This is a genomic window from Paenibacillus sp. sgz302191 (assembly GCF_057749925.1).
In genome coordinates this window covers 76,793-89,467 of sequence record NZ_JBYLHY010000015.1, presented here as the reverse complement: position 1 = coordinate 89,467, position 12,675 = coordinate 76,793, and the positions used below count along the sequence as shown (strand labels likewise).

Genomic DNA, 12,675 nt, shown 5'->3' with positions numbered 1-12,675 from the left:
GTCAACAATCTGATTTTCGCAGGTTTTCTACGCGTTTATAGAGATTCGTCTTTCTGATGTGTCTCTCCAATGTATGTTTTCTCAACTGCCTGACAATCGCAGGTTGATGGGGATGCCAAGCCTTGCCGTTTTATAAACGGTCGCGCTCCTTAGGCCGATTCTAACCGAAAATTCCCGCACAACTCGACTTTCCCCAAAACAAACCGCTTCCCTCACAAAACCTGCACAATCGCAGGCTTTACAAGGCCGCAAAGCCGACTCACATACGGCAGCGCCATCTTCGCCGAAGCCCCCTCCTACCGGGCAGCGCCTTTTTCACGGAGTCATCCCTCCATCCGGCACCGTCTTCGCCGGAGTACCCTGCGGGTGGGGAACCGAGCAGGCGCCCATTCCGAACGCGGCTAAAAATCGCGCAGCCCCCACGGCTTGGTTTTTCATTACTCACACCCCAACCGTAATGTCCAGCGTTGAAATCTCAAATATGTCTTTGTAAATCCGGTAAACGATTAACAAATCGGCCGCAACAAAGAGCACGTTGAGCAGCATGCCTTTCAAAAATCGGCTGTTCATAACTTTCAACTCGCGTTCGGAAACAGGAGTTTCTTCCTCCAGCAATCTTTTCAGCTTAAGATCGTGCGCAATCAACGCCAATCCGAAAATGGCGAAAATCCCCCAAAAGACGGTCGCACAAACTGCGATGAACATCAGTATCAAAAGATTCCAAGCATCAATCGATCGAACAAATCGCGTCCCCATGTACAACAGCAGATCGAGAAGCAGCAAAGCCCAGCCAATATAGCCAATAAGTACAGCTTTTCTAAAAAGACCATCGTAGCTTGCTCCCATATGAAGTCCGAACGCCCCTTTCTTACCCTGCAACCCATTATACACCATAGGGTCAACCGACCGTCGTCATGCAGCGCAACACCGCGCGCTGGGAGCTCCGCGCGATTCTGTAAGCACGGGACCCCTGTCCCGACCTTCCAATTTCTTTCAGCAAATTTTCAGCTTCCGTTCAACTTATTTTAAGCCTATGCTCAGACGCGTTTCAGTTACAAGCTTTACACTTGGATTTATCAAGCGACAATGACTGAGACATTCAAAAGTTCGAGGACATGGAGAGGGGATTTACGGATGAAAGTTCGCAACAAAAAAAAGTGGATCATCGTGGTTTTGGCTGCGTTGTTATGCGGGGCGGGCACTTATTACTATTTACATAAGAAATCGCAGCCGACCACCACGACGTCCCAGCAGACGACGATGAAAGTGACGAAAGGTTCGATCACTTCCACGATTTCCGGCACTTCGCAGCTTCAGGCGCAAAATATGCAAAATATTATCGTGCCTGTCGACGGCATCATTAAAACGATGAATCTGACGAAGAATCAGGCTGTGAAAAAAGGCGATGTTCTGGTCGAACTGTCCGTTCCTTCGACGGAAACGAATTTGAAGGAGGCGCAGGTGAGTCTCGATCAGATGCAAAAAGAGTTGGTCGAGCTGCAGGGCGAGCAGAGCCACATGAGCATCGCAGCGCCCATTAGCGGGAAGCTGACGCTGGTCTCCAACCTCGATGTAGGCAGCACGGTCAATAAAAACGCGAAAGTCGGCACCGTATCCGACACATCCGAGTTCAAGGTGAAGCTGCCGTTTGCTTTGCAAGAGGCCGTTCAACTGAAACAGGGAGATCCGGTCGAGCTGACCGTCGACGGTTTCCTGCTTTCCAAAGTCGGCACCGTGCAATCGATCGACCGGGACATCCAGGCGGATGCCAACGGCAACAAGCTGGTCAATATCGAAGTTTACGTCAAGAACGACGGAACGCTGTCGGCTGGAACCAAAGTGAAAGGAACTATCACCAACGGCAGCAGCAAAACGGATTCGACTTCACAGGCTGCGCTGGATTATGTCCGAACTTCCGCCATTTTCGCTGAAGCGAGCGGCACGATCAAGAATCTGAAATTCAAAGACGGCGATCCGGTGAATCAAGGCGATACGATTGCGACGTTGTTCAACGATGACCTGCAAAACAATATCATCAGCAAAGAAGCTTCGATCGACAGCCAAAAGATCAAAGTGGACGACGCCCAGCAAAAGGTGAACCAACTGACGATCACAGCTCCGTTTGACGGCATTTTCTCCGCCGATTTTGCCAACAGCAAAAGCAACGTGCTGAACAGCTATCCGGTCGGCGCGTCGGTTGAAGCAAACACTACGCTCGGCGCTGTCGCAAGTTTGAGTACGATGCAGTTGGCCATCGCGGTCGACGAGCTTGATTTGACCAGTGTCAAGGTCGGCCAGAAGGCCACGGTCAAGGTTGACGCCATATCGGGCAAATCTTTTGAGGGAGAAGTGACATCGGTTTCCAACGTGGGTACGACTTCCAATGGAGTAACGACATATGATGCGGTGATCTCGATTAAAAATACCGAAGCGACGGATTTGAAATACGCCATGACGGCAACTGCGGAAATTTATATCCAGGACAAAAAGGACATTTTGGTGCTTCCTATCCAGGCGGTCAAGACGACCAAAGGGAAAAGTACGGTATCGCTGAAAAAGGCGGACGGTACGACAGAAGAGAATCATGAAATCACCATAGGCATTAAAAGCAAAACCCAGGTCGAGGTCGCAAGCGGCCTCAGCGAAGGCGATGAAGTTGTGAACTCAACGAAAAAAACAACGACGACCACCCAGCAGAACCAGTTCGGCCCTCCGGATGGATTCCCCGGCGGCGGAGGCGGCGGCAACGGCGGCGGTGGAACGGGAGGCGGCGGACGCTAACAGCCGGCTGCAGGAAGGGAGCGAAGACGTATGAATATGATCGAACTGAAACAGATCGTTAAAAGTTACACTCGCGGCGAAGACACGCTTCAAATTTTGAAGGGAATTTCGCTTGAGATTCAGGAAGGCGACTTTGTAGCCATTATCGGTCCCAGCGGCTCCGGCAAATCGACGCTGATGAATACGATCGGACTGCTGGACACTCCCACATCGGGCAGCTACACGCTGGACGGCGTGTCGACCGAGAACATGTCCGACAACGGGCTGGCGGAGCTTAGAAACAAGAAGATTGGCTTCATTTTCCAGCAATTTAGCTTACTGCCCCGGCTTTCGGCTATTGAAAATGTGGAGCTTCCGATGATTTATGCAGGCATACCTTCGAAAGCCCGCAGGGAACGGGCGCAAATCATGCTGGAAAAGCTGGGCATGGGAACGCGCGGGCACCACAAGCCCAGCGAGCTTTCCGGCGGACAGCAGCAGCGGGTGGCGATTGCCCGTGCGCTCGCCATCTCGCCTTCGCTCATCTTGGCGGATGAGCCGACGGGAGCGCTCGATTCGAAGACGGGCATCGAAGTGCTGGAACTGATCAAGCAGTTGAACGAACAGGGCAATACGATCGTACTGATTACCCACGATAATCATATTGCCGATAATGCGAGCCGTGTTGTGACTTTGCGCGATGGAGAAATTGTTCGGGATGTAAGGAATACGCCTCTGGCCCTGCACGGCAACAAGCTGGAGGAGGTTTATACATGAGGCCATGGGAACTTTTTCAAATGGCGTTCGCAACGATCCGGGCGAATCCGCTGCGCACGATTCTGACGATGCTCGGGGTGATCATCGGGGTAAGCTCGGTGATTACGCTCGTTGCGATCGGACAAGGAACGTCCAAGTCGATCGAAAAGCAGTACGAGGGTCTCGGAACGAACCTGCTCACCATCAACCTGATGGGAAGCGGGAGGGCGACCAAGCTGGAGTACGATGAAATTATGCAGCTGGAAGGCACGGCAGGCATCAGCGCCATCGCGCCTACGATGACCAAAAACAGCGCGAATATTAAATACGACCGCGATCAGGAAACTTACAACGTCATCGGCACCAATGACCGTTACCTGACCTTGCAGAAAGGCGAAATGGCGAGCGGACGCTTTTTTGCCCAAGCGGACCTGGATTTCCGCAATCACGTAGCCGTGATCGGCAGCGATGTCGCCAAGGAGTTTTTCGGCACGAACGACCCGCTCAATGAGGAGCTTAATGTCAGTGGCTATATGTATACGATCATCGGGGTGCTCCAAAGCAAAGGCTCCAACACCAGCGGCACATCGCTGGACAGCGCGGTGCTGGTGCCGCTGCCGACGATGAGCAGGGACTTCAAGCTGGGCTCCATCCGTTCCGCTTCTGTGGAAGCTACGTCGGGAGACACTGTCAGCAGAGTCCAGACCTATCTGGAGATGTACCTGACCAACAAGTTCAAAAGCACCTCGGGCTGGAACATTTTCAACTCTTCCGAGTTGATCAGCGCCCGGCAATCGGCTTCCAGCACGCTGACGAATCAGCTGGTCGCGGTTGCGGCGATCTCACTTCTCGTCGGCGGCATCGGAATTATGAACATTATGCTCGTTACGGTAAGCGAGCGAACGAGGGAAATCGGTATCCGCAAGTCGATCGGCGCCAAGCGGCGCAACATTTTGCTCCAATTCCTCGTTGAAGCGACGTTGATCAGCGGAATGGGCGGTTTGATCGGGCTCATTGTCGGTGTAGGACTTGCCCTGGCATGGCCGTATATCAACCCGAGCCAGGAAACCAGCTTATCGATAAGCGTCGGGTTGTACGCGTTCTTGTTCTCCGCTTTGGTAGGCGTCATATTCGGCCTCTATCCGGCCAACAAAGCTTCGAAACTGAAACCGATCGATGCGCTGCGTTTTGATTGATGACATCACGACTATCCACACACTACAAGGAGGGTATTCATTTTGAAACGTAAACTTACGTCCATTTCACTCAAGCGTACCAGTTTGGCACTTTTATTATCCGGCGGCATTATGGCGATGTCCTGGGCCGTTCCGGCTCCTTCCGCAACAGCGGCGGCCGAGGGTGTGTTTATTTCCGACAGCTCCTACTTCAGCCTGGAACAGGTATCGCTGTCGTCCTCGTCATTGCAATTCGGGGTCAAACTCCATAACGGAGACAATCAGGCTATCGATTTCAACAATTACGGCGTTCGCGTTACGGATTCCTCCGGCCACAACTATACGGCGCGTCTCAGCGAGAAAAAGAGCGCTAGCGTGCAGCCCGGGCAGGATCAAACGTTCCGCTTCTATTCCAGCATAGCTTCGGGCGAAACCGCGGATCAGCTTCAAGTGGAAGTGTTCCGCTGGGACAACAGCCAGTCGGATTTCATGGACCATTTGGGCAAGCTGTCCGTCGCTAATGTAGTTCAGGAAGGTCAATCAAGCGCGCCTGAGGAAGTCCTGAACCTACATACCCTGGACAGCACGCTTGCGGACGACGCCTCCGTCGCGTTCCAGCTCGGTCAAAGCGTCAAAGCTTCCAAAGACGGCAAATGGTACACGTACACGCAATTGTCCGTCACCAATTTGGGCACGGACAGCCTGAAGCTTCCTTCCGGGCTTCTGGTGCGCCTTGTGGACGCCAACGGCTTGAAATATACGGCTTCCGTCGCGGACGGCGGGGACCAGACATTTATTCCCAAGCAAACGGGCTATATAACGCTGCAATCGGCGGTATCCAAACAGCTGCCGGAAAGCGGGCTTTCCCTGGAATTTTATTACATGAACTCCAGCGAGGAAGTGTCTTTGGGCACGATGAACATGGGAGCTTCCTTCAAAACTGCCGCGCTAGGGGAAAAGCAGGACTACCTCGGCCAGCTCGAGGGCGAGCATTTGACGGTCAAAGCGGATAAAGCGACCTATACAACGCAAGTGGACGGCGTTCATATCCAAACGGTGGTGACGCTAAGCAATGAAGGAGACTCGGTTGCGGCGGTTCCAACGTTCCTGGCTTCTTATCAGTTCGGGGATGCCGGCGCTTCGGTCTCGTCAACCGATAACTCGGCCCGCGACACGTATCTGGACCCGCAGAAGTCCGTTTCCTACTACTTCAATGCCATTCTGCCAAGCGGAGTCGATCCGCAGACAGCCCAGCTCGTGCTTTGGAAGCAGACCTCAAGCTCCGGTACGACCAGCAAATCGACTTCGGGGTCTACGACTTCCGGCAGCACGTCCAGCAGCACGTCAACGACCAGTACGACTTCTACGGCTTCGACCACGACTGCGACGTCGACAACTTCATCCAGCACGGCTTCGTCCGGCGGTTCCGACAATCAGATGCCGGTTACGATATTCCTGTTAAAAGGCGCGACTGCGGCGAACAACGGTTACACAGCGGCAACTTCGTATACATTAGGCGACAAATTTACATTCAACAGCAACAACATTATTAACAAAAATCTGGATGTCTCTCTCGTGGAATTCCACGTTCACGATAACGTAGATTTGGGGTACAAGACGGCAATCGGCAAATACAAAATTACGAACAACGGCTCCAGCCCGATCGCAATGCCGGATTTGGAAAATGAGCTGGTGGACAGCAAAGGCAACACGTTTACAGGCACGAGACAAAGCTCGGTTGCCACGCAAATCACGCCAGGCACTTCCTATGTGGTCAGCTACTCCTACCTGCTCCCGCAATCGGAGAAAGACGATTCCTTCGCTCTCCGCGTGTTTGACGACAAGTCGGTTTCGCAGGGCAGCGTAACGCTCGGCAATTATCAGGTCAGCATTCAACCGGATACGGACGGCGACACCATCTCCTTCTATCCGTTCGAGATCAAGCTGAACTACTACAATCTCAGCTGGACATACAACAGCGGCTCGTACACGTACCAGTTGAATCTGGACTTGGATCTGCAGCATCCTGATCCGGTGATCGTGGATTCGAACTTCTCGAACATGGAATTCGATCTGGTCGATTCGTTTGACCGGGTGGTCGGCACGACGACAATGACGTTTACCGGAACCGACAAACTGATCAGCGGCAAGCAAAAAATTACGTTTTCCTCGCTGAAAGAAGAACAGGATTCCAGCACGTACCATGTCAATGTGTACGAAACGATCAATACGCCGAACGGAACGGCAAAACGTCTGGTCAAACAGCTGAAGTAACGGTTTATCGATTTCTATTCCACACCCGCGTACCGATGGGGCGTTGTATGCGCAGTACGTACATACGCCCCTTTGGCGTTGGCAAAATGAAACATAAAAAAGGTGGGCTGAGTGATGGCGCAAATACTCATCGTTGACGATGATGAATCCGTTCGGCAGCGGCTCAAAAGCACGCTTATTGAAGAAGGTTTCGAGGTGGCTTGCGTATCCGGCGGCAAGCAGGCGCTGGAGTATTTGGAACAAATCCAGATGGACTTGATTATTCTCGATGTCATGCTGCCGAACGGGGACGGTTGGCAGCTGGTTCGCGAGCTGAGAAAAAATGCCAACATCCCTTTGCTGATCGTAACGGCCAAAGGCGAGCATGAGGATATTATGAAAGGTTTTCAACTGGGCACGGACGATTATTTGACGAAGCCGTATCATTCCGGAGAACTCGTTATGAGGGTGAGGGCTTTGCTCAAACGGTACCGGATCATCGCTTCCACAAGAATCGAGATCGGCGATTTGATGATCGACCGGGCCAGACATGAAGTGAGGATCGGCCAGGAGAGTATTTGCCTGCCGCTCAAGGAGTTCCAGCTTCTCTTCACGCTGGCCAGCCACCCCAACCAGATTTTGACGAGAAGCCAATTGATCGAACAGGTGTGGGGGGTGAATTATGCCGGTGACGAGCGTACGGTTGATGTACATATCAAGAGACTGCGCAGCAAGTTGGGGGCGATGTCGGATCAGATTGTGTTCACAACCATTCGAGGGCTCGGCTACCGTTTTGAGATGATCGGCGAGCACGATCAGGGTTTTATCAGTTAGGAGTCTACTCCGTCGAACAGGCTCCTGGGAGTTTGGCGGACGGAGCTGCGGACTCCTAAGAGGGGGCGGCATCGTAAGTCTTTTCGAAAGCGGGCTCGATCCAGCGCTTCCGGGAGTGCTCCCGGCCGCGAATGGCGACGCGGTCCCGGTACACATCCACGATCAGGCTTTGGCTGACGGGGCGGGTCTCGGGTTCGCCGCGGGCGTTCCACACCTGACGGATGGACGCGCTGGAGACGGCAAGAAAGCGAAGCTGTTTCACTTGCCGCGTCGTTTCCAGGTTCCAGTGCGTGTGCCCGCTGAACAGGATTGCATTCGGATGCGCGTCAAGCAGCGCCCGCAGCGCTTCGTGCTGCACCACGCCACGCTCCAGGCCGCTCCCGTCGAGCGTCCGCGGTAGCGGCTGGTGCAGGAACACGAACACGGGCCTGTGCCTGCCGGCCCCGGCAGCCGCGTCGAGCCGGGCCTGCAGCCAGCTCAGCTGCGCCCGGGACAGCCAGGCGTCCTCGCCTGCCGCCGGATCGACATCGCGGTAGGCTTCGCCGCTCAGGAACAAAAAGCGGTATCCCTCGAGGAGCAGCTCGTGATACGGCTTGTCATAGTGGAACATTCGGGTGAATTGTTCCACGGCCCGCATGCTCGACCAGTCCGGGTTGAGCCTGGCCGTATCCATGCCGCCGCCGGGCTTTCGCCACATGCGGTAGTATTCGTGATTGCCCATCGTCGCGTGAACCGGAGGATGAGGCAGCTTGCCCAAAATCCCCAGCAGGCAGCGGTAATCGGCTTCATCTCCGTTCGTGAGATCGCCGTTCAGCACGAGCAGCCTGCTGTCGGGGCGGACGGCCGCGTGATCGCTGAGCGCCGCGCGCAGCCTTTTGTGGGATTCGGCATCCGCCGGCGTAATGTGGATGTCGCTGAGCACGGAGAAGGAGAAGAGCGGCGCGGCGGGAAGCTCCGCCGCTGCGTATGCCGGCCTGGCTCCCGGAGCATGCGCGAGCGAGGCTCCCGCAAGCAGCAGCCCTATGACGGCGGCGGCCACGGCGGGCCGAAGCGATCTTTTCATCAATGCGTATACCTGCTTTCCTGAATAATGAACTAGGAGTCTGTCCGACGGAGATACTTTTGTGCATACCCTCAACGTGGTGCATCGGACAGACTCCTAGTGTGCGCTTACGCCGCATCATTTTATACAAGTCATAACCACCGGTTTAGCCGGTGGCTTCCATCAGCCCTAGCCTCTTTCCCGCCCTTTTTCACTGGCTCACCTGCAAACAGGTTGGCCCATCATTTGGGTTCGTCCGCCTGGCGACAGACAGGAATGGGATGTTCGGCGCATGCACGCTGGCGTGTTCGATCTCAAAATCGGGCTGCGTCGGGCGGATGCTGTAACGGGTTGCCATGAGACGGCCTTTTGCAGTTGTGGTCGACCGACAGCCGTCATGCAGCGCAACACCGCGCGCTGGGAGCTGCGCGCGGTGCGATTCCTCTTGCGCTTTTCTATATGATTTTTAATTTCGAACAGATTTCCACGATTCGCAAGTGGTAGCGGTTGGCAGACCGGCTCCCATCCCCCCAGTCGAACTGGGGGGCGTATACAAATAAAACAGGCCCGCCCGTTATCGGGCGAAGCCTGCCTGCTTCTGTCACTGCTATTTTTGCGGTTCGGCCGCTTTTTTGGCGTCTTCTTCCTGTTTCGCTTTAATCAGAGCTTCCTGCCCAGTCTGCTGAATCGTTTGCAGCGCTTCGCCAGCGGTCTTTTTGCCCTCCGTCACAGCCTTGATCTCTTGATTGGCCACCATGGAGAAAGGCTGGTAGAAGCCGTTCGGTATTTTTTCGTAGTTTTTAAATGGAGAATCGGGATTCGGCTTCAGGAGATAGAAAGCCTCCATATTATGCCCGTCTTTCTCCTTGATGTATTTGGTGCGGGTGAGCATGCTTTGCGAAGATTTGGACACTACCCGGGCGTAGTCTTCGCTGTTGACGTATTTCACGAATTCCCATGCGGCGCGGGTGTTGGCCGACTGTGCGTTGATTCCGAACAGCTGCGAAACGCTCACGCTGTTCGAATACTCGCGGTTTTGCGGATCCACGGGCACGGTGACGACTTCCCAGTTGAAAGGCTTGAATTTATCTTTGAGCCGTTCTTTTGCTTGCTGCATATTGTCAATCAAATAATTGCCTTCGATGGTCATCGCCGCTTTGCCGGCAACGAACGGATTTTGCAGGAGATAATCTTCATACATGCGGGCAGCGCCATTGTTGTTTTCTTCTTTGCGCGTATAGATAGCGCCGGATTTTATCGCATCGACCGCAATCTCGAGCGCTTTTTTCCAGGCATCGGATTGAAGAGTGACTTTCATATTCTCGGCGTCTATGTAGGAGAGGCCCTGCGTCATGCCGATGCCGCTCATCAACTGGAAGCCCATGTCTTCGGTCGACATGTATGAATATGGGGCTATTCCGTAGATGCGTTGGTCGCCTTGTCCATCGGTAGGAAAGCGCTTGGCAAGCTCGAACACTTCCTCCCAGCTCATTTGATTTTTGGGCAGCGGCACACCGTTTTGCTCGAACAGGTCTTTATTGTAGAAGAGCGCCTGGCCGTAAAAATCGGGGGACAAGCCATAAAGTTTGCCCTGGCCCTTGGATTTGATCGTTTCAATCGTCGCCGGCAGCAAGTTCTCAATGTCGAACTTATCCTGCTTGATTACATCGTCAAGCGCGTAGAGCTGTCCTTTTTCCACGTATTTTTCCAGCGTTTCGAGATTCTGTATGAACAGAACGTCCGGTTTTTCCTCTTCGATCAGCTTTTCCATCTCTTTTTCCGGATCTTTACCTTCGCCGTAAATGCCCTGATTGGACACAACTTCGATATCAATATTCGGATACTTCGAAATAAAGAGATTTCCGTACTGCTGAAAAAAGGAATTCTTATCGTAGTACATCACCTTGATTGTGGCCTTCTCGTCTTTGCCAAGCTGTTTAAGCGCCCCTGCCCCCGTATTGCCGCCGGCAGACTGCACCCCGTTGCACCCGGCCATCGCAACCGTCAGCACAGCAGCGGCAGCCGTTCCAATCCATCGTTTCATGTTCATTAACCTCCATAACCGATTATTCATTTATAAAAAAATAACGTCCGTCGATTCTATCATACACTGAAAAATGGTAGGGTTACAAATTTTACCTATTTTCGTCAAAATCATGAGCGTTCCGGGCCCCCATAGTTGAGGGCGGCGGCCGCGCCATAAGCCTGGGAAATCCCGGAGCGGACGGGTTGGCGATGGTTTTGTCCTTAGGTCTGACCGGCGCCCCGACTTAGGTCTAGGTTCAAAAACCGTCGCGGGTCCGTTTTGCCCAGACCCCGTTTTGCCTAAAATAAAGACATGAACGAGAGAAACCATACACAAGAAGAAAGGCGGTGACAAGCAATGAACAGAAACACAGGTTTCGCGGCTCTGCTGATCGCTTTCGGAGCGCTGATTTTGCTGAATAAGCTCGGCGTTCACCTGGGACCGGTCATAGGTTCGGTAATGGGCTATGTCGTTCCGATTATTATGATCGGACTCGGCTATGTCGGCATCAAAAACGGAAGCAAACTAGGTTGGATCATTGCAGCGCTGGGCATTGTCATCCTGCTGGGAAAACTGGCCGGATGGGTGATCATCCTGCTGGCGATCGGATTGATCGCTTACGGAGTGTCGATGTTGTCGGGAAGAGCGAGAATATAATCGGCTTTACGAAATACAGTGATGGAAAAAGGTGGTATGCGAGATGAGCCTGATCAGGCGAATGAGAGACATAACCGTGGCAACGCTGAATGAGCATCTGGAGCGGTCGGAAGACCCGGTTCGATTAATTGACCAATACTTGGCCGCGCAGCGCGAGCAGCTGCATCAATCCGAGAAGCTGTACCAGCAATGCGTAAGTCACGCAGCCGCGCTGCGGCAGCAATACTTAACGGCGTTGGAAACGAAGGAAAAGCGCGAGCATCAAGCGATGCTGGCTTTGAAAGCCGGGGAAGAACATATGGCCCGGATCGTGCTTCAAGAGAAGCTGCAAGCCGAGGAGAAAAGCGAGCAGTATCGCGAGCTTTACGATCAGGCCAAGCAATCCATCCTCGAGCTGGATGAAGAACTACAGCAGCTGAAAGCCGATTACAAGGAAGTGGCAGACAAACGCAGCTACTATTTGGCGAGAATGGAATCCGCCCGCCTGCAGCAAAGGCTGAACGCCCGGATGGGCAGCATGACGCAGGATGCGACACCGCGGATGTTCGGACGCCTGGAAGAGCGTGTATCCGATATGGAGCTTCATGCCAGAACGCTCCGCGACGTAAGACGAATGAGCCGCGAAAGCTATTACTCTGTCGGCAATCCGGCGGTTGACGCCGAGATGGAAGCTTTGCGCAATAAACTGAAGCAGGAGGGATAAAAACAACATGGGCAAATTGTATCGCTCAAGGAGAGACAAGAAAGTGACCGGCCTTTGCGGCGGACTCGCCGAGGCGATGAATGTGGATGCGACGCTGCTGCGTCTGCTGGTGATTATTACGGCATTTTTCACCGGAGGCACCGTTATCTTCATCTACTTTATTGCTGCGATCGTGATCCCCAAAGAGCCGGGATATGACCACCCGCCTTACGATCCTTATGCCGGATCTTACGGCAGACATGCTTACAACGGAGGCTACACGCCCCATAAGCCTCATGCGGAGCCGGGACCCGGACCAGCAGGAGCAGGAGCTTATAACCCCGCTTACGGTGCCCCCGACAAATCGAGCAGCATCGATGAAATGATGAAAGATATCGAGAAAAAAGCTTTGCAAAAAGAAATCGAAGAATTAAGAGCGAAAGTCGCTCGTTACGAAAATAAAAATGATCCAAACAAAGGAGACGTGTAA

General features: G+C 53.4%; 12 protein-coding genes. 8 read left to right on the top strand and 4 right to left on the bottom strand.

What is annotated here, in order from left to right; all coding sequences use genetic code 11:
- Positions 1–315 precede the first annotated feature (315 nt).
- Together AC3G2T_RS21685 and AC3G2T_RS21680 are read right to left on the bottom strand one after the other, a co-directional pair.
- Positions 316–438, bottom strand: coding sequence for a hypothetical protein (locus AC3G2T_RS21685; RefSeq protein ID WP_488436859.1), 123 nt, complete (start codon positions 436–438; stop codon positions 316–318).
- A 3-nt stretch (positions 439–441) separates the two neighbouring features.
- Positions 442–879, bottom strand: coding sequence for a hypothetical protein (locus tag AC3G2T_RS21680; protein WP_488436858.1), 438 nt, complete (start codon positions 877–879; stop codon positions 442–444).
- A gap of 255 nt (positions 880–1,134) precedes the next feature.
- Here AC3G2T_RS21680 and AC3G2T_RS21675 point away from each other — a divergent pair, with 255 nt between their 5' ends.
- The 5 genes from AC3G2T_RS21675 to AC3G2T_RS21655 all read left to right on the top strand — a co-directional run bounded on the left by AC3G2T_RS21675 (position 1,135) and on the right by AC3G2T_RS21655 (position 7,778).
- Positions 1,135–2,781: a permuted SH3 domain-containing protein gene (locus tag AC3G2T_RS21675; RefSeq protein ID WP_488436857.1), complete on the top strand. Its 1,647-nt coding sequence runs from the start codon at positions 1,135–1,137 to the stop codon at positions 2,779–2,781.
- A 36-nt stretch (positions 2,782–2,817) separates the two neighbouring features.
- Positions 2,818–3,537: an ABC transporter ATP-binding protein gene (locus AC3G2T_RS21670; protein ID WP_488436922.1), complete on the top strand. Its 720-nt coding sequence runs from the start codon at positions 2,818–2,820 to the stop codon at positions 3,535–3,537.
- Entirely contained in the window at positions 3,534–4,712 is a 1,179-nt protein-coding gene (locus AC3G2T_RS21665; protein WP_474685386.1) for an ABC transporter permease, read from the top strand. The genes AC3G2T_RS21670 and AC3G2T_RS21665 overlap by 4 nt, the downstream gene beginning before the upstream one ends.
- A gap of 42 nt (positions 4,713–4,754) precedes the next feature.
- The gene (locus tag AC3G2T_RS21660; RefSeq protein ID WP_488436856.1) at positions 4,755–6,965 is read left to right on the top strand and encodes a hypothetical protein; all 2,211 of its coding nucleotides are present in this window, start codon (positions 4,755–4,757) and stop codon (positions 6,963–6,965) included.
- Positions 6,966–7,079: 114 nt separating this feature from the next.
- Entirely contained in the window at positions 7,080–7,778 is a 699-nt protein-coding gene (locus AC3G2T_RS21655) for a response regulator transcription factor (RefSeq protein ID WP_474685384.1), read from the top strand.
- Positions 7,779–7,833: 55 nt separating this feature from the next.
- Here the strand turns inward: AC3G2T_RS21655 and AC3G2T_RS21650 are convergent, their stop codons facing one another.
- Positions 7,834–8,841, bottom strand: a complete 1,008-nt coding sequence (locus tag AC3G2T_RS21650; protein ID WP_488436855.1) for a metallophosphoesterase family protein — start codon at positions 8,839–8,841, stop codon at positions 7,834–7,836.
- Positions 8,842–9,427: 586 nt separating this feature from the next.
- A complete protein-coding gene (locus AC3G2T_RS21645) occupies positions 9,428–10,864 on the bottom strand; it encodes an ABC transporter substrate-binding protein (RefSeq protein WP_474685382.1) in 1,437 nt (478 codons plus the stop codon).
- A 339-nt stretch (positions 10,865–11,203) separates the two neighbouring features.
- Between AC3G2T_RS21645 and AC3G2T_RS21640 the strand changes: the two genes are divergently transcribed.
- The 3 genes from AC3G2T_RS21640 to AC3G2T_RS21630 are packed head-to-tail and all read left to right on the top strand — an operon-like array spanning position 11,204 to position 12,675.
- Positions 11,204–11,503 (top strand): LiaF transmembrane domain-containing protein, encoded by a 300-nt coding sequence (locus AC3G2T_RS21640; protein ID WP_474685381.1) that lies wholly within the window; start codon positions 11,204–11,206, stop codon positions 11,501–11,503.
- 43 nt (positions 11,504–11,546) lie between these two features.
- Entirely contained in the window at positions 11,547–12,206 is a 660-nt protein-coding gene (locus AC3G2T_RS21635) for a PspA/IM30 family protein (protein WP_474685380.1), read from the top strand.
- Positions 12,207–12,213: 7 nt separating this feature from the next.
- Positions 12,214–12,675 (top strand): PspC domain-containing protein, encoded by a 462-nt coding sequence (locus tag AC3G2T_RS21630; protein WP_474685379.1) that lies wholly within the window; start codon positions 12,214–12,216, stop codon positions 12,673–12,675.

Coding starts and splice junctions, on each gene's coding strand:
- AC3G2T_RS21635 (WP_474685380.1), top strand. CDS start 11,547: ATGAGCCTGATCAGGCGAATGAGAGACATAACCGTGGCAACGCTGAAT.
- AC3G2T_RS21655 (WP_474685384.1), top strand. CDS start 7,080: ATGGCGCAAATACTCATCGTTGACGATGATGAATCCGTTCGGCAGCGG.
- AC3G2T_RS21630 (WP_474685379.1), top strand. CDS start 12,214: ATGGGCAAATTGTATCGCTCAAGGAGAGACAAGAAAGTGACCGGCCTT.
- AC3G2T_RS21670 (WP_488436922.1), top strand. CDS start 2,818: ATGATCGAACTGAAACAGATCGTTAAAAGTTACACTCGCGGCGAAGAC.
- AC3G2T_RS21650 (WP_488436855.1), bottom strand. CDS start 8,841: ATGAAAAGATCGCTTCGGCCCGCCGTGGCCGCCGCCGTCATAGGGCTG.
- AC3G2T_RS21645 (WP_474685382.1), bottom strand. CDS start 10,864: ATGAAACGATGGATTGGAACGGCTGCCGCTGCTGTGCTGACGGTTGCG.
- AC3G2T_RS21640 (WP_474685381.1), top strand. CDS start 11,204: ATGAACAGAAACACAGGTTTCGCGGCTCTGCTGATCGCTTTCGGAGCG.
- AC3G2T_RS21685 (WP_488436859.1), bottom strand. CDS start 438: ATGAAAAACCAAGCCGTGGGGGCTGCGCGATTTTTAGCCGCGTTCGGA.
- AC3G2T_RS21675 (WP_488436857.1), top strand. CDS start 1,135: ATGAAAGTTCGCAACAAAAAAAAGTGGATCATCGTGGTTTTGGCTGCG.
- AC3G2T_RS21665 (WP_474685386.1), top strand. CDS start 3,534: ATGAGGCCATGGGAACTTTTTCAAATGGCGTTCGCAACGATCCGGGCG.